Genomic DNA, 23,219 nt, shown 5'->3' on the forward strand with positions numbered 1-23,219 from the left:
CATGTGAGAGTAAGTCATCGCCAGCTCATTATTCTAAACACCCCCAACTAAAATTGGGGGTGTTTTTTTTATGGGCGGGAAAATAAGAAAATTCTAGAAAACTCAGTTCTTAAAAAAACAAATTTACACGGTTGTCCTGCTTCAGAGATATAGAGAGTTAACTTTAATTAAGAAAAACCTTATAAGAATAATTATTTTAGCTGCCTGCGTGCATGTTTAAGGGCAGTGCGTAGACCTTCTTCCAGAGTGGGATGATAAAAAGGTTTCTCTAAAATATCATTTAAAGTTAATTCTTCACCAATGATCCAACTTAAGAGATGAGCCATATGTTCTGTCGCCTCAGTAAATAACTCGGCACCAAGTAGTTTATGGCTTTCTCGCTCTATATAAACTTCAATAGCTCCTTTATTTTTTCCAAGAATAATAGCTCTTCCTTGTCTTTCGTAAGATGCTTCACCTGTGACAAAATCTATTCCATTGTCTTTTAGTTGTTTATAACTTTGTCCCACAATTGCCATTTCTGGATGACTAAATACTATGCCTAATGGAGTAAGAGTCTTAACTGAATTAACCTGTGGATAATTCAAACAGTTATAAACAACTTTTTTACCTTCATGTGCAGCTTCATGCTGTAATGGCGTTGAAGTATAAGCGTCCCCAGCAATAAAAATTGGATAGTTATCTAGCTGTTTTGTTTTCGCATTTATAGGCAATAACTTAATATTCTGAAATGATTTATCAATATTCTCTAGTTTTAAGTTATCTAATAAGCTTGAACGGCCTGTCGCGGATAGCACATACTCAGTTTGAAGAGACTTTTCTTCTCCATTGATTCTATAATTTAATATAACGCCACCAGAAGTAGACTTAACTTCGGCTGGTAATGTCTCAAATAAAAAGTTTAATTCTTTGCTTAGCTCTTCTTGAGCAAGTTGCTGTAATTTAGAGCTAGTAAATATTCCAATTCTTTTACTACGAGCAAATATAGTTGTTTCCACGCCTAATCGATGCATAGCTTGTGCGATCTCAAGAGCAATTACTCCACTTCCAATAACTGCAAGAGACTTAGGTAGAGTATCTAATTCAAATATTTGGTCTGTGGTAATAAGGCGATCTCCTAATTCTTGTTTCCATGTTTGATCATAATTAGGAGTAGAACCAACTGCCAGAATAAAGCTTTTTGATTGATATTGTTTCCCATTTACTTCAATAGTTTCTGAATCAATAAAATGGGCTTTACCTGAAATTTTATGTTCAGTTGGCCATTGGTCTACATCTTTGAGAGTCGCCTTTGTAAAACGGTCACGTAAGTTTCTTACATGTTTCATAACCTGATCAGTATTAATGTCTACAGAAGCATTTAACCCAACTTCTTGAGCATTTTGGAGGTCATGCATACGATTTGCTGTAGAGATGAGGACTTTACTTGGCATACACCCTACACGTGCGCAAGTTGTATCCCATGGCCCATCATTGATAATTAAAATATTATTGGTATGTTTAACAGCCTCTTTATATGCGCTAATACCAGCAGTACCTGCGCCAATGATAATTATATCGAACATTATAAATCCTAATATCTATAAATTTTTCATTTAATAAGTTACATAATAAAACACAATGTAATTTATGTTTACAGAGTATGGTGAATATGATTACACTAATAATATAAATAATTAAAAAATCTTATACCTTTAGGAAAGATTGGGGAAATGAAAAGTATGTATAAAAAGCAACTTACCTTAAAGTTGTCTGCTATTGCTGTGTCAATTATGTTGGCAAGTTGTGGCGGTGGAGGTGGTGATGGTTATTATCAGAATGGTTCATCAAATAGTAATAATTCCTCATCTGGAGGCAATACTAGCGGTTCTGAACAAACGACTGCTACAGCTTTAAAGATAGAACTAGATAAATTATCAGTTGCTGCAACGAATGACACTTTAACAGTTACTGTTAGAGCTTTAGATATAAATAAAGGTGGCGTTGCTGGCGCTAAAGTTAGATTGAAATTAGAAGATCCAACAAATAACGTAACTATAGAAGGAGCATCAATTCAAACTACAGATGCAGCAGGTAATGCTGTATATATTATAAAGACACCAAAAACATCGAGTTCAATAAATGATTTGGTGAAAAATGGTTTTAAATTAATAGCCTACACGAATAATGATACTCTTACGCAAGAACAGACTGTAACAGTAACAGGTAGTAATAGCACTACAGAAGCTGATACTACGAGTATTGTATTGTTTGATGCTACAAAGACCTCATTAAATGTTAGAGGTGATCAGACAACTGTTACATTAACAGCTGTAGATGCAAATGGTGCAACTCTAGCAAATCAAGCGATTACACTTAAAGTTAGAAATTCTGTTTTAAATGGTGTCAAATTTACTCCTAATGCGACACAAACTGATGCAAATGGTCAGATCAGCTATACTTTATCTTTTAGTGAAAATCAAAGATCTTCATCATATAGTGCTGCACAATTTGTGACAGATGATCTTGTTTTAGAAGCTAATTTTGGGCAATCAACAAAAGTTTATACGTATAAACTCGATGTTGTTAATTCTGATGTACCAGTAGCAGTAGGCGCTATTTCTGTAGCATATAATCCGACCACAATGGAAGACTCTAGTGATGGGGTTTACTACTATAAAAATATCTCAGTACAAGTGACTGATGTTGACGGTAAGCCAATACCAAATCAAGACGTAACAATGGGCGTTAATGCGCTTGCTTATTATAAGGGGCAATTTGCTTTTGTTGACACGTCTACTCCTGCAGATGGTAAGCCAGATGAATATTTACCTATTACTAGAGCTGCATGTACTTCACCAGTTCAAGCCGTAAATATTAATGGCGAGGTTGTTAATCAATTAAAGCCGCTGAAAGAAAATTCTACAGTTCAGGTAGTATCGTATATTAATAGTTCAGGTACTACTGCAACTAATAATAAATATACAACAGATGGAAATGGTCGTTTTGATCTTAAGATTCAATACCCTAAAATTTATGCATCTTGGTTAACTGTTCAGTTAACGGCTAAATCTACAGTTTCGGGAAGTTTAATTAAAGGATCTACATCTTTGACTTTAGGTTATTTAACTAAAGATGTTACTGTAAGTGATCTTATTGCTCCGAATATATTAAGTCCATATGGAATAGATCCAAACTGTTCAAATGGTAATTAATATAAAAAGAAGCAGCATTTAAGCTGCTTCTTTTTTTAGAGTTGTGTTCCCATACTTACACCTACGGTAGGCCGGACCTGCATAGATGAGCATGCACTAAGAATAAGACAACTGACCAATAAAAATATAAGTTTATTCATAAGAGAACTGAGAAATTTAAAATGATTTAAATACTTTAGCTGAAGACCGTTTTTATATCTGTTGAATTGATGCAGTTGTATATATTTTTTTTATTAAAAAAGCTCTATCTTTAAATAAAAATAAAGCTTTTAGTAATTGTATTCAAAGAATTAATCGTCTAACAAATCCATTTGTTTTGCTAATTGATAAAGATTGTTTGAGCGGTTTCCTGTTCGGCAAAACATGAGAACAGGTTTTGGAAGTTCATTATAGTGATTTGCAAAAGTACGGACATCAAGCTCAGTAATTTGACCTGCGACTACAGGTTGGTAAACGTAATCTAGTCCTGCCTGACGTGCTGCTTCTTCAATTTGAGCGCTTGTTGGTTGTTCTGGACCGCCTTCCATATCCGGACGGTTATTAATAATAGATTTAAAGCCTTTTTCTACAACTTGATCTACATGTTCTGGACCAATTTGACCTGCGAAACCAACATTATCTGACATTTCGTCACTCCAAAATTTAATAAAACCTCTTATGCTGTATCATAGCATTAAGCTTAACCTGAGATACAAGACACTAAAACGTTGTTCCTACATAGATAAAAGTTATGTAAAAGAACAACCATAGATTTTTAAAAGGCGATCAGGATGTTTTTTGTAAATTCATTACTTCGACCATAATGCCACGGAGCACATATGCACGCTTATACGGTTGAGCCTTTATATGTTCCATGTGATCAGGAAATGATCGCAGCTGACTTTTATATTCCAAAAACAAATAATAAATCTGCGGTAATTATCATGGCACATGGTTTTGCCGGATTGCGTCAATTCAAGCTTATCCAATATGCACAGCGTTTTGCACAGGCAGGCTATGCTGTGATTTTATTTGATTATCGATATTGGGGTGGGAGTACAGGTAAGCCCCGAGAAATGATTTCTATCAATTCTCAATTAGAGGATTGGAAGACCATAATTCAATACGCCTCCACCTGTAAGCTTATCGATAATAGACGGATTGTATTGTGGGGAACATCTTTAAGTGGTGGATATGCTCTAAGTTTAGCTTCTGAATTAAAAAATATTCAGGCTATTATGGTACAAATTCCTTACGTTGATGGTGCTGAAACAGCAAAACTATATCCATTACAGCGTTATCCCCAAGCTTTAAAGTTGTCGAGCCAAGATTATATGGGTTCTAAGATGGGCCTTAATCCCAAGAGATTACCTGTTGTTGACCAATTTAAATTATGTTTTATGCCAACAGCAGATAGTTACTATGGGTATTTGTCGATTGTAAATCCAGATTATTATTGGAGTGGCGAAGTCCCTGCGCGCGTTTTTTTTAATTTGATGCGTTACCGTCCAATTCAACTCGTCCGTCAGATTAATATCCCAGTTTTATTTATTGCTGCTCAGCATGATTCTTTAATTCCAATTGAGTCTAGTCGTGAAGCTGCGACCAATATTGCTCCTTTTGTGAGTTATCATGAGTGGGATATGAAACATTTTGATATCTATCACGGCGCATGGTTTGAAAAAGCAGTGACGACCCAATTAGAATTTTTACATCAACATATAGGAGTGATGTAAATGATTATTGTATGTGCATCGTGTGGTGCAAAAAATAGAGTTCCAGAGGAAAAACTTAGTGCGCAACCGAGTTGTGGCCAATGCCATCAGCCATTACTTCCGCTTGCACCGATTGAGTTAAATGAACAAAACTTTAGTAACTATATCACGAATAGTGATCTACCTATTTTGATAGATTTATGGGCAGAATGGTGCGGACCTTGTAAAATGATGGCGCCACATTTTGCGCAAGTAGCAAAACAGAATCCACGTGTTATTTTTGCCAAGATTAATACTGAAGAATCTCCTCGCTTAAGCCAAGCATTTAATGTGAGAAGTATTCCTACCCTTGTATTAATGAATAAAACCACAGAAGTTGCTCGAATGAGCGGCGCATTACGTGCTCCTGAATTGCAGCAGTGGCTAGATCAACAACTTCAAACGAATTTCGGGAGCTAAGGTGTCAGAAGCTTATACCAAACCAGAAGGAATTTTATCCTTACAAACGATTGCCATGCCAGCAGATACAAACTGGAGCGGTGATGTGTTTGGTGGGTGGATCGTGTCACAAATGGACTTGGCTGGAGCAATTCACGCTGAGCGTTTTAGTCGTGGACGTTGTGCCACGATTTCCATTAATCAGATGACCTTTTTGGTTCCGGTAAAAGTAGGCTTTGTGATTAGCTGCTATACCAAAATCTTAAAAGTAGGTAATACCTCTATTCAAATGCAAATTGAAGTTTGGGATAGTCATGATGATTCTCGTGCCCCAATTCGTATTACCGAAGGGGTGTTTACCTTTGTTGCTGTTGATGTAAAAGGTAATAAGCGACAAATTCCTGAAGAAGCGAAGCAGAAGTTTTTAGAAACTCAATAAAACATTTAAAGCCTGAATATAAGTATTCAGGCTTTAATTTTTAAAACTAAAACATTGTATTAGAGTTTTTACTTTGTTCGGGAATGTTTTGTATAACATCCCAGTGCTCTACAATTTTTCCATTTTCTACACGGAAAATATCAACAATTGCTCTGCCTCTATCTTTGTCATTTTCCGTAGAGTGGACGTGTAAAACTACCAGATTACCTTCAGCGATTGCGCGCTTAATTTCATTTTTTGCTTGTGGATTTTTTTTGAATTTCTCAGTAAAGAAATTCACGAAAGGAGCCTTCCCATCAGGAACGTTGGGATTGTGTTGGATATATTGATGACCAATATAACGGTCGGCATATTCTTTAACTTGATGTTTTAAAAAGACACCTTCATAAAAGTCGACTACTATTTTTTTATTTTGGGCACTTATTTTATCGATTGACTCAGTTTTTGTTTGAACAATTTTATTGGTTTTATTTGTGGGTTCGGCAGCGTGAGTCGTCACAGCTGTAAATATAAAACTGGTAAATAACGATGATAGGATCAGTATTTTTTTCATTGTGACCTCAAGATATAAAGTTATAGTTTTATATCTTGAGGTAAATATCAATCTAAAAATATTTTAGATTAGTTATCATTTCTTACGTTTAGGTAACCATGCCCACAGCATTTGACATTGAATCGGTTCATTACCCGCATCATCAATAACGGTAACTGGAATAACAAGTTCACCTTTCTCATGATCAGCAATATATTTTTGCTGTTCTGCAGTGAGAGTCGCTGTTGCTGTCAAACCACCTTCAACAACTTTTAAATAATCAACATGTAATGATTTGATTAATAAAATGCGGTTATCAGGAATATGTAAACCCGTTAAAAAACCTGTTGCAGTCTCTGCTAAAAGTGCCATTGCTGCCGCATGTACACCTTTAATATGATTCTGCATGTTTTTCTGGTTCTCTAAGCGAACAGTTACATGGTTTACATCTACTTCTAGATAGCGAATATTTGCTGTACCCACCATTGGCACAATACGGCCAAATGCCTTGCTCCAAAGCGTACTTCGAACACCTTTAGGAAATTTTGAAGTTGCTTTTACCAGTTTTAATAGTCGATTGGATTGAGACATGGGATTACCTTAACTTTGAATGTCGCTAAAAGATATTAATCTTTAAAGTTATTAAACTGTAATGGCACACCGAATTGTTGTTCACGTAAAAAAGTCATGACTTGTTGCAAAGTGTCACGTTTTTTATCGGTCACACGGATTTTGTCGCCTTGAATAGAAGATTGCACTTTAACGCCGCTTTCTTTAATGGCTTTATTAATTTTTTTTGCTGTATCAGAGTCAAGACCATCTTTAAGCTTAATGACTTGTACAAAATTTTTACCTGACGCAGCAGCTTTTTGTGGATCAAGTGCCTGCACATCAATTTTACGTTTATAAAAATGATTTTCTAACATGTTATAAACTTGTTCACACTGGAAATCACTTTCTGTGCTGATTTTAATCTCTTTATTTTTTTCATTTAATTCGATAGAAACATCGTGACCACGGAAGTCAAAGCGTGTTGCAATCTCTTTTTGTGTGTTTTGAACCGCATGATTAACTTCAAATAACTCTAATTCAGAAACAATATCGAAAGAAGGCATAGTTTAGACCTTTACAAAGTGAAAGAATATTTGAGATGCTAAGAGGGTTTTCTTCATTTGCCAAGTGTTGTTTACATCAAAGGAGTGCACAATGATCCGTAAACAAGAAATTACAACATTTGAGTTCCCAGAAAACGCTGTTATCTGGGATGTCCGTGATTCAAGTGCTTATGCAGAAGGGCATGTTAAAGGTGCGGTAAGTCGCCCGATTAATGATTTAAATGCTGATATTTTGAACCAGGTCGCTGCGGATCAGCCGATTTATATTTTATGTGGTGGTGGTAGCAAAGCTCCTCGTGCAGCTGAGAAACTAGAAGACTTAGATGCCTCGCGTGAATATGTCGTGCTGATGGGGGGGACGCGTGCAGCTCGTGATGCAGGTTTACCTCTAGAGCAGGGCGCATAAAAAAAGCACCTTCGGGTGCTTTTTTATTGGAACAAAATTTTCTCAAGTGCACTATTGAGATTGGAAATAAGGTTTTTTCGGTTTAACTTTCTTTTGAAAGCGCTCGGCACTTAATTTCTTTAATAGGCTTTGTGGAACAGGACAAGTCTCACCTAAAATTTGGGCTACAAGTATTTCACTGCAAAGCGGTGCAAATAAAAAACCTTTTGAACCTAGACCTGCAAAGGTAGAAATACGGCTTTCACTCTGCATTTTGCCTACAAGTGGGAAATAATCTGGACTTTGAGCACGCACAGCTGCTCGACCTTGCCATTGTTCTACAGGTGGTAATTGTTTTGCATAAGTAGGGAAGACACTGTGGATTAATTCAAAGTTATGCATATGATCGTCAAGCTGTACTTCTTGATCTTCTCGGTTTGGATAGAAAGATGCCCCTAAAATGAGTTGAGAAGAGTTAAGCTGCATGCAGTAACCACCATAGCTATACGCTTCATGCAAAGGTAGAGGTCCAAAAGAATTATCAACCCAGCTCACTTGTCCACGTATTGGCTTTAAAGGGGGATAGTTCTCAAATAAAGCGGCACTTTCTCGGGCACAGCACACCACAACATGATCTGCCTCTGCAATGATTTCGTCATTCGTTTTTAATTGAACTTTATTTTCAAAAGAAACAAGTGCTGTGATATTGGCAATTTTTAACTCAATACCTGAATGCTGCAAAATTTCATCACGTAACTGGTGTGGAGAAACTGCTCCGGCCTCACTTAATACAATGTGTGGATAGTCCGATTCAAGTGAGCTTGTTTGATGTGTAACAATATCAGCAGGATATTGATCAGCAAGATCGAGAAGATCTTGGGCATTTTTTAATGCCATTTGCTGTATTTGAATTGGGCGAAATGCTTGAAAGTTTTTATAGAAATTCAGTGCATGTTGCCAGCTTAAAGTCATTAGATGCTCATGACTTTGTTCAATTGGGCATAATTTTGGATTGAGTAATGCTAAAGGGTTGCCAGAAGCTCCAGATAAAGGCGCTGTACGCTCGAATAGAGTAACTTGGTGCCCACGTTCAGCAAAAGCCCATGCTGCGCTTAAACCAGCAATCCCTGCGCCAATAACGGCAATATGCTGCTGTGTAAAATTGAAAGTATGGTTATCTGGTTCTAGTGCAGTATCTTCACTTAAAGGTGCTTTCCAAACTGCTTTAAGCATTTCACGTTTATGCCCGAAACCGCGAGGACGTGAAATATCAATGCCATGCGCTTTTAGTCCACGTTTGAGAACACCAGCTACACTAAACGAGGCAAAGGTAGTGCCATAATCAGAAAGACGTACAATATTATTTAAAACGTTTTGTTCCCACATGTCTGGATTGTATGAAGGTGCAAATCCATCTAGGAACCAAGCATTCACTGCTTTCGTTTTTACCATACTTGGAAAAATATCTTGCGCATCTCCTAGCCATAGGTCGATACTAAAACGTTCTTCTGGAAAATTAAAACGATGGCAACCTGCGATAGGCAAGGGATATTGTTCAATAAGTTGTTTCGCAAGTGGCTTAAGTTCATCCCATACATCGAGTGCACGGATGAGATCTGCTTTGCTTAAAGGAAATTTTTCTACGCTAATTGCATGTAAATGGCTGTGGTTATTAGGACGGACCTGTTGCCAAAGCTGCCAGAGTGCAAGAATATTTAAACCAGTGCCAAAACCGGTTTCTCCTACACTAAAATATTCAAAGTCTTGTAAATGGGCTAATCGTTCTGATAGGTCATTGCCATTTAAAAATACATGTCTTGTTTCGAGCAGACCATTATCTTTAGAAAAATAGACATCACCAAATTGTTTGGAAATGGGAACCTCAATACCATCAATAGATTCCCAATCCAGCTCAGCAGTTTGTATACGGTTTGATTTGTTCATTCGGTTTAATAAGTCGCTCAGAATTACCACTGACGACGACGTTTGGTGTAAACATAACTAGCGATAAAGAAACCAAGTAGTACGCCGCCTGCTAGTGTTACTGCGCCATATAAGAACATTTGAGCACTACGTTCACTTTGTAAAACTTGTACCTGAACAGACAAGTTATCGTTCTTTAGCTGTAACTCTTGGTTTTGTGCAAGTGCTTCAAGATTTGCATGTTCTAGCTGTTTTAGACGAGATGCCTGATCTTGAACTAAAGCTTTGATTTTTGCATCTTGCTGCTGCTTATTTTTTGCGATTTGTTCTGCGGTAAGCGGCTGTGCTGTAGTTGCCGCCGTTGTAGCGGTCGGTTTGGCTACAGTTGCAGAAGTAGGCGCTGGTTTAGGCGCCTGAGTTGAAGGCACAGTAGATGGTGTTGCTGGCGTCGCAGCAGGTTCAACTGCTCCGGCAGTTGAACAGATCAAACACAAGCCAAGAAAGCTTTTGGTTGCAAACTGCATGCGTTTACCCTTTTGGAAATGCTTTATTAAACGGTTTGACATCAATATGGCTATAAATGCCTTCTTTCAAAAATGGTTCTTCTTTTAACCATTCATCTAAAGCTTCACGGCTATCAAACTCTACAATCATAGTACTACCGTAAAAACCAGCCTGTGGATCATTCGGATCTTTTGGCATAGCTCCAGCGGCAACAAGACGACCTTCATCATCAAGTTTTTGTAAACGTTCGATATGTTGAGGGCGTACTGCTAAACGTTTCTCTAGAGTTCCTTCGTTATCGGTACAGCTTAGAACAAAAAAAGGCATGTCATCGTATCTCTATAATCAAACCGAAACCACATTAAGCATCTGTTGACTTAAAATGTTTGCGTAAAATAATGAACTGAATAATGATAAATGAAAACATGACGATCATGTCACCAAATGCCGTAAATTCACCCCAATATTTTCCGCCATGAAATAAAAACGCGAAGAAAATATGTAAACCGGACATGACGACAAACATAGCTGCCCAAGCGAAATTTAAATTTTTCCAACCTTTTTCACTTAGCTCTAAAATTGGATCGAATAAACGTTTAATGAGAGGTTTACGTTCCTTACCAAACCAAGGTGAAACTAAGAAAGCACCAGCAAATACTAAGTTCAAAATTGCAGCTTTTAAACGAATATAAAAATCATCGCTTAACATGAGTGTAATGCCACCAAAAATAACTGTCATAAACAGTACAATCCACTGCTGTTTATCTAGGCGGAATTTTTGAATGATGAACAAAGCACCATACACGATAAGCATTGAAATAATTAAGCCTGTTGTAGCGACCAGAATATTATTGTTATTTACACCGCCAGCGGAACCGATCAATTTTAGCAACGGGTGATGAGCATTCGCAGGATCAACGGTTTTATATAAATAGAAGAAAATAATTAATGGAACAAAGTCCAGAAGTGCTTTCATGTTAGAGTATCTGATCAGGTTTGGTGAATGGCATAGTATAAAAGATGCAAGGCATAGATTTACATACACATAGCAATATTTCTGATGGAACTTTGTCTCCGGAATTACTGGTGCAAGCTGCTGTGGATGTGAAGTTGCATACCTTGGCGCTTACTGATCACGATACAATGGATGGCTTACAGCGTGCAAAGAAAGCTGCGCAAACCCATGATTTAAAAATTATTTCTGGTGTCGAGATCTCAAGCCAATGGTCTAGACCAAGCACAAAAAAAAGCTATGGCGTGCATATTGTGGCTTTAAACATGCAAGATGAAGCACCAATTTTGGAAGCATTAGAACAACAAAAAAGAATTAGAGCACAAAGAGCAGAAGTTATTTGTGAACTATTAAAAAAGTGTATTGGCTTTGATATTTATCAGGATGTACTTGATAAAGTTGAAAATCAACCAGACCGTATTACCAGAACACACATTGCCAAAACCTTAGTTGAAAAGAATGTAGTGAGTCGTCCTCAACAAGCTTTTGACCGTTTTTTAAAAGAAGGTAAGCGTGCCTTTGTAAAGTTTGAAGGCTTGGGCTTAAAAGAAACGATAGAGGTTATTCATAATAGTAAAGGTTTGGCAGTTTTAGCTCATCCATCTCGTTATGATTTATCTGCAACTAATACACGCTATTTGATTGAGTTATTTGCGAGTTGTGGTGGTGACGCCGTAGAGTTGCCGCCACCTGTAGATCCTTTATCTACTCGCCAAATGATTGATCGTATGATTGATCAGCATCATCTGGCGGTTTCAATTGGCAGTGATTTTCATGGTGAAAATATGCCATGGATTAAATTAGGTAATACGCCTAAACCAAAGAGTGATCAGTTGGGTATTTGGGAACGTTTTCTCTAATAATGTCCTAGAGTAAGTTGTTATCTTGAGCTTGAATTGGAGGAGGTGTTGGTTTACCCAGCGTTCCTAAAAGTTCAATTTCGATACTCCGGACCATTGCATCTAATGGTAAATCATTACTTTGAGTACCAAAAGGTTCTTCAATTTCAGAGCTTAGGGCATCTAGACCTAAGAAGGTATATGCCAAAATTCCAACCAGTAAAGGTGTTGCTAAGCCAAGCAAAGAACCTAAGCTAAATGGCAACATAAAACAGAAAAAGTAAACAGTGCGGTTGAGCAAGACTGAATAAGCAAAAGGAATAGGAGTATTTGCAATACGGTCACAGCCAGTCTGTACAACACTTAAATCTGCAACATTTTTATTCATTTGAGCATAAATAATATCTGAGATTTCACCTTCTTTAAGCGCTTGTAATAACTCCCATTGAATAAGACTGAGCGTATATTGCGGCGCATTATTTTGTTGGTATAGCTGAGTCAATGCTTGTTGACTCATACCACTGGTTTGTATTAATTCGGTTGGGTTGGCCGTTTGGCGGCGTAAACGGTCACGTAACACATTTGCAAACACAATAACGTGATGAATGACTCGTTCACGACGGGCTTGAGTTAAAATACGACAGTCGCGGTCAAAGTGACGTGAAGTCGCAATGAGTACACCCCATAGTTTCCGTGCTTCCCACCAGCGGTCATAACACGCCGTATTTTTAAAGCCTAGAAAAATAGAAAGTACGACGCCAATTAAAGTGAAGCCAACTAAAGGAATTTCTGGAAAACGGTAGAGATTAATATATTCAACCCCACCAATGATTGCCGAAATCAGCATTACCACCCCTAAAGAGGGCAAAATTTTTGGTAATATCGTCCCTCGCCAAGAGAATAAAACTTTAAAAATACTGGGCTGTTCACGAACAATCATTTTATTTTAAACGTCGCTATTTTTGTTTTTGATATTCTAAGCTTAGTGATGCTTTGTCAATATCATTGAACGGCTATTGAAGTAGGGTTGAGCAGTTGTTGTTCAGCAAATGAAAAGCTACCTTCTGGCGAGATAATAAAATGGTCCAGTAGACGAATTTCTAAAAGCTGACAGGCCTGTTCAAGTTGCTTTGTGAATTTAATATCTTCGCGAGAGGGCTGTGCGGAACCAAAAGGATGGTTATGTGCGATTACCAATTGGCAAGCATGCTGTTGTAAAGCATAACGTAAGGTTTGATTCACTGAAACGGCGCAGTGTTGAACTGAACCAAAAAATAACTTTTTAAAATGTATTTTTCTCAACTCGGCATCTAAGCAAAGTACCGCAAAAACTTCCTGTTTTTCACCTTTTAACTCATAACGCAGATAATCTAGAACTAAATGAGATGAATGAAGGCTTAGTTCAGTTTGACTAAAATGATAGTCGAGATAACGCCGTCCGAGCTCTTTTACGGCCAGTAATTGTGAATACTTGGTGGCTCCAATACCATTAAATTGGGCTAATTCATTGAAAGAAGCATCGAAAACAGCATTGAGACTTCCGAATTGTTGAATGAGTAAGCGGGCGAGTTCAACTGCTGAATGTTGACGTGAACCTGAGCGAAGAAAGATCGCGAGTAATTCAGAGTCAGAGAGACTTTGAGGGCCTTGTTGTAATAACCGTTCTCTTGGCCGTTCTTGTTCTGGCCAATTTTTAATAGAAGTATTCATATTCCCCAGCAATATTCTGCTTAAAAATTTATTTTGTTTGCCCAATCAATCTTGGGTCTGCGCGTATTTAATGCTATTGTGAGCGCCACTGCAACAGAAAGGTATCCTGTTCGTGAGCTTTGATTTAAGTGTTATTCCTCATAAAAACATTGTTTTAGCTGTTACAGGTGGGATTGCTGCCTATAAGAGTGCCATTTTGGTCCGTCGTCTTAAAGATTATGGTTTTGACGTTCGGGTTGTGATGACACACGGAGCTCAAGCATTTATTACCCCTCTAACGTTTCAGGCTCTTTCTGGAAATCCTGTGCATACCGAGCTTTTAGACCCAGAGGCTGAAGCTGGAATGGGCCATATTGAATTGGCTCGTTGGGCTGATTTGTTACTGGTTGCTCCAGCAAGCTGTGACACCCTAGCTAAGTTTGCTAATGGTTTGGCAGATGACTTACTCAGTACTTTATTTTTAGCAACTAAAGCACCTGTGTGGGTTGCACCAGCAATGAACCAGCAAATGTGGGCTGCAAAAGCAACCCAGCGTAATTTGCAAACTCTGGTTGAAGATGGTGTGCATGTGATTATGCCGGATTCAGGTGAGCAGGCTTGTGGTGATGTTGGTTTAGGCCGTATGCCGGAACCGGAAGAAATTGCAAGGCAAGTGGCGGGTTATTTCCATCAAGCCCAACGTGCGATTGCTGAAAAATTTGGTTTGTTGGCAGGTAAGCGAGTTGTGATTACTGCTGGACCAACACGTGAAGCGATTGATCCTGTTCGTTATATCTCAAATCATAGTACCGGTAAAATGGGCTTTGCTTTAGCGGCTGCATGTTATGCGGCGGGCGCAAAAGTGACTTTAATTGCTGGTCCTGTAAGTTTAGATACGCCAAATGGTGTTCAACGTGTAAATGTTGCATCTGCACGACAAATGTTGGATGTCAGCATGAGTTCACTTGAGACTGGATGTGACATTTTCATTGCTACAGCGGCAGTAGCTGATTATCGCGTTGCTGAAGTGGCTGAGCACAAGATTAAGAAAGCAGGGGATGAGCTGAATGTTTCCCTTGTAAAAAATCCGGATATTGTGGCAACCATTGCCGCTCAGGAAAAACGTCCATTTATGGTGGGCTTTGCTGCCGAAACGCAAAATGTTGAAGAATATGCAGCAGGTAAACTGGTTGCTAAAAAACTAGATATGATTGCGTGTAACGATGTTTCTCGTGCCGATATTGGTTTTGCTTCGGATGAAAATGCGATGACTGTTTTCTTTGCCCAAAGCTACCATATGAAAAAGCGTGAGTTAGAAAAAGCATCGAAGCAAGAAATTTCTCAACAATTGGTTGAAGCAATTTCGGATGCATTACGCCGTAAATAAATTTTGAGCTTAATAAAAAAACCGCGAATAAATCGCGGTTTTTCTATAGTCTTATTTAGACAATCAAGGAATTTCATCTTCAAATTCAGGTTTAACCTGAACGATAAAGTCTTGACGGTTAAGACCACGCCACAATGCAAATGCTGTACCGATATAAATCGAAGAATAAGTACCGACAAAGACACCTACAAACATTGCAACAGAGAACCAGTGTAAGCCATCACCGCCCAAGAACATCATTGCAAGTACTACAAGCAATAATGTCATTGAGGTATGAATAGTACGACGTAAAGTCTCAGTTAAAGCAATATCCACGATTTCACGTGGAGTTGCGCCGCGAATCTTACGGAAGTTTTCACGTATACGGTCTGATACCACGATGTTATCGTTAAGCGAGAAGCCAATCACCGCGAGTACAGCAGCTAAAACTGTAAGGTCAAATGGCCATTGGAATAATGCAAAAGCACCAATAATGATGATGATGTCATGGAATAAAGACATTACAGCACCCATCGCGAGTTTAAACTCAAAGCGAATGGTCACGTAGATCAACATTAAGATAAGCGCAAGAGCAACTGCACCAGCTGAGCGAACATAAAGCTCGTTACCTACCTGACCGCCTACAGAGTCCACTTTATGAACTTCGGCAGCATTGTTTGGTAATTGCACAGCTTTGGTAATCGCGTTATTAAGATCTTCAACCTTAACTTCTTGTACCGGCATACGCACGAGTAAGTCTTTATTACTACCTAGCGTTTGTACTACGGCATCTTTAAAACCAGCTTTGTCGAGAGCCTGAATAACTTCAGACTGATTTGCTGGTTGAGCATAGTTAAGCTCGGCAGAAACACCACCTGTAAAGTCCAAACCTAAGTTAAGACCTTTAGTCGCGATAAAGAAAATACTCGCTAAAGTAATAAGGATCGAGAAGATTGCTGCTGGTTTAGCAATCTTCATGAACGGGATGATTTTTGCATCATCCGGACGACCATATTGTTTTGAAGGTTGTTGAGTCACTTTAGTCATCATAGATCTCCTTAAATGCTCAACTTTTTCAAATTACGGCGTTTGCCATAAATGATTTGTACAATTGCGCGTGTTACTGTAATTGCAGTAAACATCGAACATACAATACCAATCATTAATGTTACGGCGAAACCTTTAATCGGACCTGTACCAATTGCAAACAGAATGAATGCAACGAGGAACGTAGTTAAGTTCGAGTCAAAGATCGTGTTATAGGCTCGATCATAACCTGCCACAATGGCCTGTTTGGGTGAGGCACCCCAGAGCATTTCTTCTCGAATACGCTCACATATTAGTACGTTGGCATCGACCGCCATACCAATAGTAATAACGATACCGGCAATACCTGGTAAGGTGAGTGAAGCCCCTATCCAAGACATAACGGTTAAAATCATTGCCAAGTTAAATACAAGTGCAAAGTTCGCAATCAAGCCGAATACGCGGAAGAAAACGACCATCCAAATTGCAACGAGCAAGAAACCGATTTGAGTTGAGAGTACACCTTTATCAATGTTTTCTTGACCAAGGCTTGGACCAACCACACGTTCTTCAACGAAGTACATTGGCGCAGCTAAAGCACCAGCACGTAGCATCAATGCAAGTTCAGATGCTTCTTGAGGTGAACTTAAACCGGTAATACGGAAAGTTGAACCTAAAACAGCTTGAACTGTTGCAGCATTAATGACGACAGATTCGGTATATGGTGTACGAACTTCTGTTTGAGCACCAGTTTTTGGATCTGTAACATAGCTAATCTTTTGCTTGTTTTCGATGAACAATACCGCCATGCGTTTACCAACAGCATTACGGGTTGCATCTGACATGAGCTTACCACCAGCACTGTCGAGCGTAATATTTACTTCGGCACCGCCAGAGTCTTGGCTAAAGCCAGAACTTGCATTTTGAACACGTTCACCAGTCAAGATACGGTTACGTTGCAACAGAAGCTGACGACCGCTATCTAAAGATTGATAAGCAAAAACTTCTGTACCCGGAGGTAAAGGTTGACCGTTATATTTACCCGTATATGGGTCAATATATTGATCATTTAAGTCAGATACTAAACGGAATTCGAGGTTAGCAGTACGACCTAAAACACGTTTAGCTTCTGCTGTATCTTGAACACCCGGTAATTCAACGACAATGCGGTTGCTACCCTGACTTTGTACTAATGCTTCTGCAACACCAAGTTCGTTAATACGGTTACGTAGTGTTGTTAAGTTCTGATTGACTGCATATGCCTGAATTTCTTGACGACGTACATCAGTATAAGTGAGTTTTAAGGTAGAACCTGTCGTGCTCGCTAATGCCTGTTGGGTATATTCATTACCATTACGGCGTAAAAAATCCATTGCTGCATCACGATCAGCATTGTCAGCAAATTGAACAGTGATCACATTATTATTTAACGCAAGGTTGTTAAATTTAATTTTGTTTTCACGGAACTGACGACGCAAATCAGTTGCAGAGGTTTCCATACGTTGGGAAATGGCTTTGTCCATATCTACTTCTAGCAAGAAGTGAACACCACCACGTAAGTCCAAACCAAGTTTCATTGGTTTAGCCCCAATTTTTTGCAACCATTCTGGTGTAGTTGGTGCAAGGTTTAGGGCAACAACGTATTGATCACCTAAGTCACGGCGTAATACTTCTTTTGCTTTTAACTGCGCTTCAGAAGAGCTGACACGCAAGAGAGCAGCATTATTTGTAAAAGTATTATCGTGGCTTGCAATATTTGCTGTTTTTAAAATTTGCTCTGCTTTTTGCACCACACTTTGATCAATTTGGGTACCAGCTTTGGCACCGGAAATTTGAACTGCGGGCTCATCCGGATATAGACTAGGCAGTGCGTATAATGTACTGACTACCAGAACAACCAGAATCAGTAAATATTTCCATGCAGGGTAACGCATTCGCTTTCTTCTTAAATGAAAAAGCCGTGCTAAAGCACGACTGTTTTATGATTAAAGGTTATTTAGAGTGCCTTCAGGTAATACAGAAATTACGCTGGCACGCTGAATTTTTACTTCTACACCACGGTTAAGTTCAACAACCGCATAGTCACCTTCAAGTTTGGTTACTTTGCCCATTAAACCGCCAGCAAAAACAACTTCACTACCTACACCTAAGCTTTCGATTAAAGAACGGTGTTCTTTTGCGCGTTTTGCTTGAGGGCGCCAGATTAAGAAATAGAAGATTGCAACGAATACAACAATCATCAAAATGTTTGGCAAAAGACCAGGGCTTTGGGCTGCTGCTGGAGCTGCATGTGCAGTAGAAATGAACAAGCTCATTTTAATTTCCTAAAGTTAAAAAATATGAGTCAGATACCTGACATAATCCTAATTCGTTTTGCAATTTACCTTGTCTTGAGGTTGAGCGCAAATCTCGCTTATTCATCGATAGGGCAAGGTGGAACTTCTAATCCACGGCGGGCATAAAAGTCCTGAACAAATTCATCAAAAGTGCCATTATCTAATGCGTCACGCATACCTTCAGTTAAACGTTGGTAATAACGTAAGTTATGAATAGTACCGAGCATAGACGCCAACATCTCTCCACATTTTTCAAGGTGGAACAGATAAGCACGGGTAAAGTTCTTACATGTATAGCAATCGCAGTGTGGGTCAAGTGGTCCTTGGTCATGGCGATATTTACTATTACGAATACGTACCAGACCATCAGTGACAAAATAATGACCATTACGTGCATTACGTGTTGGCATTACGCAGTCAAACATATCGACACCACGGCGCACCGCTTCAACGATATCTTCTGGTTTACCTACGCCCATTAAGTAGCGTGGTTTATCATGTGGCATTTTGTTTGGAAGATAATCTAAAACTTTGATCATCTCTTCTTTTGGTTCACCTACAGATAAACCCCCAATTGCATAACCATCGAAACCAACTTCAAGAAGGCCGTTTAAAGACTCATCACGTAAGTCTTCATACATACCGCCCTGAATAATGCCGAATAAGGCATTTTTATTTTTAAGCTCATCGTGGTGATGTGTTTTACAACGCTTTGCCCAACGCAAAGAAAGCTGTAATGATTTTTGTGCTTCTTCGTGTGTAGCAGGATAAGGCGTACATTCATCAAAAATCATGACGATGTCAGAGTTCAATACATGCTGAATTTCCATTGAAATTTCAGGCGATAAAAACACTTTTGAACCATCGATCGGGGAACGGAAAGTAACACCTTCTTCCTTAATTTTACGCATAGCGCCAAGACTAAATACTTGGAAGCCGCCAGAGTCAGTTAAAATTGGCTTATTCCATTTAATAAAGTCATGTAATCCGCCGTGTTGCTTGATTACTTCAAGGCCCGGACGCAAATATAAATGGAAAGTATTACCTAAAATAATTTGTGCCTGAATATCTTCGATATCACGTGGCAACATGCCTTTGACTGTACCGTAAGTCCCCACTGGCATAAAAACAGGTGTTTCAACCACACCATGTTCTAAAGTTAAACGACCACGACGGGCACGACCCGACTGACCTAATTTTTCAAACTTCATCTAAAAATCCTGAACAATAGCAAGCAATACCGTAGGGCAGTGCAAGGGCGAAAAAACAGTTCGCTGCTAAATAGGGGTTCTAACATTGTGAGCTTTAAAACGGGAAGACCAATTTAAAAACACAAATAGCCCTAAAAATAAGAGGGCTATTTTCCTTGATTCTGCCAAGTAGTTCTACTACTAAATGTAGCTGGCTATAAAATAGGTCAATTTTCCGATTGAATGGCTACTTTTTTATTTAGACTAAAAGTTAGGTTTGTAGTCAAAATTGTCTGTAGCCAAATTATCGCGAAAAGGACGAATTGCTTTTTTAGATAAAGTTATCGTATTGATAATATTATTTGGGAATACTTCAATCTGGTTGTTAAATACTTCGACATTGCGGTTAAAGATACTGATTGCAGCACCAACATTTTCATTTTGTTCCTGAATATCATCCATCATTTTGCTATAGAGCGTATCTGCTTTTAATTCAGGATAGTTTTCAACTATAACATTTAGGCTGCGGATCAGCTCTTTGCTCATTTTTTCAATCTGCTGTAATTGAGCAATATCAGTATGATCGACATTTAAACTGAGAATTTGCTGACGTAAGGCAGTCACTTTTTCTAGAGTCGACTTCTCGAACTGAGTATATTGATTGAGAGTAGTTTCTAATGCTTCAAGTGTTTTTACTTTTTGGCGTTCGAAATTTGCAACCTCAGCCCAAGCGCGTTTGGTTGCGTTAAAATAACGCACAATGTTGTTACGAATGTGGATGCCCCAGGCAATCAGTACAACGAATATCCCCAAGAAAATGAATAAGCCTTTCATTTTCACTCCTCTTATTTTTATTCTCTCATTGAACCTTTTAACTTCTTATTTTTTATAAGTTGCCAGTTCGGCACTACGAGAGATTTATTTAATTAAATTAAGCATGAATTGCTGAAATTTTTCATATTGCGGCATGGTCATGGTACGTAAATGTCCACGTAATGCTGGAATATCATGAATTTCACTACGTTTGCTGGTGGTTTGAAAAAGATCTTGCTCACCGAGATAACATAATATTTGCTCTTCATGATGATAAATTAAATCACCGGTAAAATGTTGAAAAAAATCATGAAGTTTTAAAGTTAAACTTGGACTAATTTCTTTAGCTAACTGGTGCTGGTCAGTACCGAAGATATTGAGCTCTTGGTTAATCAGAATGTCAGTACTTTGCCATTCGCATAAGTATGGTTCAAAAAAGCGAGAACGTTGATTACTTACAGCAATACCTAAGGCTGGTATTTGAAAAATAAAAACGCCCCATAAATCTTTATGAATCTCTTTTACTATTTTTTTATCGCTGTTTTGATCTTGAAGAATAGGTAAATTATTTACATACTGGTATTTAAATAGCAGGACTTGATGATCTGTAATGCCATCATTCCATGTCACTGAAGCAAACTCTGTAATTTCATTAGCTTCATTGCCTCGATTAAACAATGGAAAATATTGTTTTAGTCTGCTTAATACCAAAATGGGTTGGGCTTGAATTGGAAGATAAGCTGGTAACTGCTGAAACTGTAGGCCATAACGTAAAGCAGTCATACGCTGTTCTAAATAGTGAATAACTTCGGTTAGAGGCTTTTGCGGTTCATAGAGCAAATAGGCCAAGAAACCAGTTAAAAATGCCCATAAGAGACTCCAAATATATTGAATATGAGGATGAAAAAAGTATCCAAATAATAGCGTCGTAATACTGCAAATACCTAACAAATGTGGCAATACATTAACAAAACGAAGGTTATGATCTTCACGCCATGGATGTAACGCATTTAAGAGTTCTTGATCTGTTTGTGACTTTTGTCCCGCGTCCCAAAGTCGAGCAATATTACGAAAGACCTGTGTATTTTTTTTACGTCTTATATGAAGTGCTTGTTGTACGGTATCAATTGGCATGAAGGTAATAAGATGATTATCATAAAGTGCTAAGCCTAGATTATCTTTTAAATTGAAAGAGATAAATAGAAATACCAAGACTATTTTTATTTTAATTATAGATGTTGGGTTAAACCTCGAATTAACTTATAGGTTTAACCCAGCTTTAATTTTTAAACTTCTAATTTATCAATCAGCATTGCATCGCCATAACTAAAGAAACGATAGCGTTCTTTAACTGCATGTTCGTAAGCAGCCAAAATATTGTCTCTATTTGACAATGCTGAAACTAACATGAGCAGGGTAGACTCAGGTAAATGGAAGTTGGTAATTAAACGATCTACGATACAGAACTCATAACCCGGATAAATAAAGATTTGCGTATCACCAGTCCATGCTGCGATTTTTCCGCCATGCGCTTGGGCTGCACTTTCTAAAGCACGCGTTGCGGTTGTACCAACAGCAATTACTTTATTGCCACGTGCTTTAGTCGCTAAAATTAAATCAATGGTTTCTTGAGGAACATCACACCATTCACTGTGCATGACATGGTTGGTAATGTCATCAGTGCGTACAGGCATAAAAGTACCTGCACCGACGTGAAGAGTCACAAACGTTTTCTTAACCCCTTTTTGATCTAACTTTGCTAACAACTCTTCATCAAAGTGCAAGCTTGCAGTTGGTGCAGCCACACTGGCGATTTTTTCTGGGTTATGGAAAACCGTTTGATAGCGTTCAGTGTCAATTTCTTCTGCTTCACGGTTAAAGTAAGGCGGAATAGGTAACTGACCATATTGCTCAAGTACAGGTAAAATTGGTTGTGAAAACTCAACGACAAATAAGTTTTCGTGACGGCCTCGCACAATTACAGGAATATTGTCTGCACCGACAAAAAGCTCAGCTCCTGCTTTAGGCGAGTTACTCGCTTTAATATGGCAATACGCTGTGGTGTGGTTCAGCATACGCTCAACCAGAATCTCAATAGCCCCACCTGTGGCACGTTTTCCTTTAAGACGAGCCTTCATGACCTTGGTATCATTGAGTACCAACAAATCACCTTCTTCGAACAGATCGATAATATCTGTGAACATGTGATCGTGATATTGACCCTTTGCGTCTAAATGCAATAAACGTGAAGCACTACGTGATTCGAGAGGGTAACGGGCAATAAGTTCATCGGGTAATTCAAAGGAAAAGTCAGACAGTTGCATATTTAGGAAAAAACACCGCAAAAATTGGGCCTAGTATAAACTTTTTCGCTTTTTTATGGCTGTGCTTCTGGCCTAAATTATGAAAAATGTTTAAATGATCTAAAAGTGAACGATAATATTCACTTAGGGTTTGACAAGTTTTACAAACGCGCTAATATACGCAACACAAACATACTTCCTCTCCCGAGGTGGTGAAATTGGTAGACGCGGCGGACTCAAAATCCGCTGTCAGAGATGACGTGTCGGTTCGAGTCCGACCCTCGGGACCAAGATTCAGAATCTTATGATTCTCCAAAGCCCCAAGCCTTATATATCAAAGGCTTGGGGCTTTGTCGTTTCTGGCGTTTATGTTTTTTAACGGTATTTTTCGGGATAATTCGGTATAAGTCCCCACACGTTA

Annotated in this window: 25 protein-coding genes and 1 tRNA gene; 8 read left to right on the forward strand and 18 right to left on the reverse strand. The window is 38.5% G+C overall.

All coding sequences use genetic code 11. From position 1 onward, the window contains the following. Window positions 1-191: 191 nt before the first annotated feature. Window positions 192-1,565 (reverse strand): dihydrolipoyl dehydrogenase, encoded by a 1,374-nt coding sequence (locus J582_RS19915; protein WP_031981585.1) that lies wholly within the window; start codon window positions 1,563-1,565, stop codon window positions 192-194. A 147-nt stretch (window positions 1,566-1,712) separates the two neighbouring features. On the opposite strand from J582_RS19915, the gene J582_RS19920 reads away from it, so the two are divergent. After that, window positions 1,713-3,194, forward strand: a complete 1,482-nt coding sequence (locus J582_RS19920; RefSeq protein WP_031981586.1) for an Ig-like domain-containing protein — start codon at window positions 1,713-1,715, stop codon at window positions 3,192-3,194. Between the two features lie 290 nt (window positions 3,195-3,484). On the opposite strand, the gene J582_RS19925 is transcribed toward J582_RS19920, so the two are convergent. After that, complete coding sequence (locus J582_RS19925) at window positions 3,485-3,820, reverse strand: TIGR01244 family sulfur transferase (protein ID WP_002051574.1); 336 nt, start codon at window positions 3,818-3,820, stop codon at window positions 3,485-3,487. Window positions 3,821-4,012: 192 nt separating this feature from the next. Here J582_RS19925 and J582_RS19930 point away from each other — a divergent pair, with 192 nt between their 5' ends. The 3 genes from J582_RS19930 to J582_RS19940 are packed head-to-tail and all read left to right on the forward strand — an operon-like array spanning window position 4,013 to window position 5,765. Next, window positions 4,013-4,909, forward strand: a complete 897-nt coding sequence (locus J582_RS19930; RefSeq protein ID WP_004711915.1) for an alpha/beta hydrolase — start codon at window positions 4,013-4,015, stop codon at window positions 4,907-4,909. Next, complete coding sequence (gene trxC, locus J582_RS19935) at window positions 4,910-5,347, forward strand: thioredoxin TrxC (protein ID WP_002051446.1); 438 nt, start codon at window positions 4,910-4,912, stop codon at window positions 5,345-5,347. Window position 5,348: 1 nt separating this feature from the next. Then, entirely contained in the window at window positions 5,349-5,765 is a 417-nt protein-coding gene (locus J582_RS19940; protein WP_002051216.1) for an acyl-CoA thioesterase, read from the forward strand. Window positions 5,766-5,811: 46 nt separating this feature from the next. Here the strand turns inward: J582_RS19940 and J582_RS19945 are convergent, their stop codons facing one another. From J582_RS19945 to J582_RS19955, 3 genes are all read right to left on the reverse strand, one after another. Continuing rightward, a complete protein-coding gene (locus tag J582_RS19945; RefSeq protein ID WP_031981588.1) occupies window positions 5,812-6,318 on the reverse strand; it encodes an ester cyclase in 507 nt (168 codons plus the stop codon). 75 nt (window positions 6,319-6,393) lie between these two features. After that, complete coding sequence (locus tag J582_RS19950; RefSeq protein WP_031981589.1) at window positions 6,394-6,888, reverse strand: DUF4442 domain-containing protein; 495 nt, start codon at window positions 6,886-6,888, stop codon at window positions 6,394-6,396. 35 nt (window positions 6,889-6,923) lie between these two features. Next, window positions 6,924-7,412: a YajQ family cyclic di-GMP-binding protein gene (locus J582_RS19955; protein ID WP_002051423.1), complete on the reverse strand. Its 489-nt coding sequence runs from the start codon at window positions 7,410-7,412 to the stop codon at window positions 6,924-6,926. 91 nt (window positions 7,413-7,503) lie between these two features. Here J582_RS19955 and J582_RS19960 point away from each other — a divergent pair, with 91 nt between their 5' ends. Next, window positions 7,504-7,818 (forward strand): rhodanese-like domain-containing protein, encoded by a 315-nt coding sequence (locus tag J582_RS19960; protein ID WP_002051246.1) that lies wholly within the window; start codon window positions 7,504-7,506, stop codon window positions 7,816-7,818. Window positions 7,819-7,869: 51 nt separating this feature from the next. On the opposite strand, the gene mnmC is transcribed toward J582_RS19960, so the two are convergent. Genes mnmC through J582_RS19980 form a run of 4 tightly spaced genes read right to left on the reverse strand, consistent with a single transcriptional unit; the run spans window position 7,870 to window position 11,200 of the window. Continuing rightward, window positions 7,870-9,741 (reverse strand): FAD-dependent 5-carboxymethylaminomethyl-2-thiouridine(34) oxidoreductase MnmC, encoded by a 1,872-nt coding sequence (gene mnmC / locus J582_RS19965; protein WP_032048457.1) that lies wholly within the window; start codon window positions 9,739-9,741, stop codon window positions 7,870-7,872. Between the two features lie 23 nt (window positions 9,742-9,764). Next, complete coding sequence (locus J582_RS19970; RefSeq protein WP_002051472.1) at window positions 9,765-10,244, reverse strand: hypothetical protein; 480 nt, start codon at window positions 10,242-10,244, stop codon at window positions 9,765-9,767. A 4-nt stretch (window positions 10,245-10,248) separates the two neighbouring features. Further along, window positions 10,249-10,551: a YciI family protein gene (locus tag J582_RS19975; RefSeq protein WP_002051453.1), complete on the reverse strand. Its 303-nt coding sequence runs from the start codon at window positions 10,549-10,551 to the stop codon at window positions 10,249-10,251. Between the two features lie 34 nt (window positions 10,552-10,585). Continuing rightward, window positions 10,586-11,200 carry a septation protein IspZ gene (locus J582_RS19980; protein WP_002051143.1) on the reverse strand — a complete coding sequence of 205 codons (615 nt, stop codon included), beginning with the start codon at window positions 11,198-11,200 and terminating at the stop codon, window positions 10,586-10,588. A 44-nt stretch (window positions 11,201-11,244) separates the two neighbouring features. On the opposite strand from J582_RS19980, the gene J582_RS19985 reads away from it, so the two are divergent. After that, a complete protein-coding gene (locus tag J582_RS19985) occupies window positions 11,245-12,096 on the forward strand; it encodes a PHP domain-containing protein (RefSeq protein WP_031981592.1) in 852 nt (283 codons plus the stop codon). Window positions 12,097-12,103: 7 nt separating this feature from the next. Here the strand turns inward: J582_RS19985 and J582_RS19990 are convergent, their stop codons facing one another. Then, window positions 12,104-13,015 carry a bestrophin family protein gene (locus tag J582_RS19990; protein WP_004711921.1) on the reverse strand — a complete coding sequence of 304 codons (912 nt, stop codon included), beginning with the start codon at window positions 13,013-13,015 and terminating at the stop codon, window positions 12,104-12,106. 62 nt (window positions 13,016-13,077) lie between these two features. Beyond that, on the reverse strand, window positions 13,078-13,797 hold the full coding sequence (gene radC, locus J582_RS19995) for a RadC family protein (RefSeq protein WP_081404817.1): 720 nt from the start codon (window positions 13,795-13,797) through the stop codon (window positions 13,078-13,080). A 100-nt stretch (window positions 13,798-13,897) separates the two neighbouring features. On the opposite strand from radC, the gene coaBC reads away from it, so the two are divergent. Beyond that, complete coding sequence (coaBC, locus tag J582_RS20000) at window positions 13,898-15,151, forward strand: bifunctional phosphopantothenoylcysteine decarboxylase/phosphopantothenate--cysteine ligase CoaBC (RefSeq protein WP_004711924.1); 1,254 nt, start codon at window positions 13,898-13,900, stop codon at window positions 15,149-15,151. A gap of 63 nt (window positions 15,152-15,214) precedes the next feature. On the opposite strand, the gene secF is transcribed toward coaBC, so the two are convergent. The 7 genes from secF to queA all read right to left on the reverse strand — a co-directional run bounded on the left by secF (window position 15,215) and on the right by queA (window position 22,819). Continuing rightward, a complete protein-coding gene (gene secF, locus J582_RS20005; RefSeq protein ID WP_006580293.1) occupies window positions 15,215-16,180 on the reverse strand; it encodes a protein translocase subunit SecF in 966 nt (321 codons plus the stop codon). A gap of 8 nt (window positions 16,181-16,188) precedes the next feature. Beyond that, a complete protein-coding gene (secD, locus tag J582_RS20010) occupies window positions 16,189-18,090 on the reverse strand; it encodes a protein translocase subunit SecD (RefSeq protein WP_002051326.1) in 1,902 nt (633 codons plus the stop codon). 51 nt (window positions 18,091-18,141) lie between these two features. After that, window positions 18,142-18,471, reverse strand: coding sequence for a preprotein translocase subunit YajC (gene yajC, locus J582_RS20015; protein ID WP_000051669.1), 330 nt, complete (start codon window positions 18,469-18,471; stop codon window positions 18,142-18,144). Window positions 18,472-18,569: 98 nt separating this feature from the next. Then, window positions 18,570-19,703: a tRNA guanosine(34) transglycosylase Tgt gene (tgt, locus tag J582_RS20020; RefSeq protein ID WP_023188202.1), complete on the reverse strand. Its 1,134-nt coding sequence runs from the start codon at window positions 19,701-19,703 to the stop codon at window positions 18,570-18,572. A gap of 243 nt (window positions 19,704-19,946) precedes the next feature. Next, entirely contained in the window at window positions 19,947-20,516 is a 570-nt protein-coding gene (locus J582_RS20025; RefSeq protein ID WP_017394166.1) for a LemA family protein, read from the reverse strand. Window positions 20,517-20,600: 84 nt separating this feature from the next. Further along, window positions 20,601-21,629 carry a hypothetical protein gene (locus J582_RS20030; RefSeq protein ID WP_031981595.1) on the reverse strand — a complete coding sequence of 343 codons (1,029 nt, stop codon included), beginning with the start codon at window positions 21,627-21,629 and terminating at the stop codon, window positions 20,601-20,603. Window positions 21,630-21,781: 152 nt separating this feature from the next. Continuing rightward, window positions 21,782-22,819, reverse strand: coding sequence for a tRNA preQ1(34) S-adenosylmethionine ribosyltransferase-isomerase QueA (gene queA, locus J582_RS20035; RefSeq protein WP_031981597.1), 1,038 nt, complete (start codon window positions 22,817-22,819; stop codon window positions 21,782-21,784). 182 nt (window positions 22,820-23,001) lie between these two features. Between queA and J582_RS20040 the strand changes: the two genes are divergently transcribed. Further along, window positions 23,002-23,088: transfer RNA gene (locus tag J582_RS20040), tRNA-Leu, on the forward strand. The last annotated feature ends 131 nt before the right edge of the window (window positions 23,089-23,219 follow it).

This window comes from Acinetobacter sp. 1566109, assembly GCF_000582255.1.
GTDB classification, from domain to species: domain Bacteria; phylum Pseudomonadota; class Gammaproteobacteria; order Pseudomonadales; family Moraxellaceae; genus Acinetobacter; species Acinetobacter nosocomialis.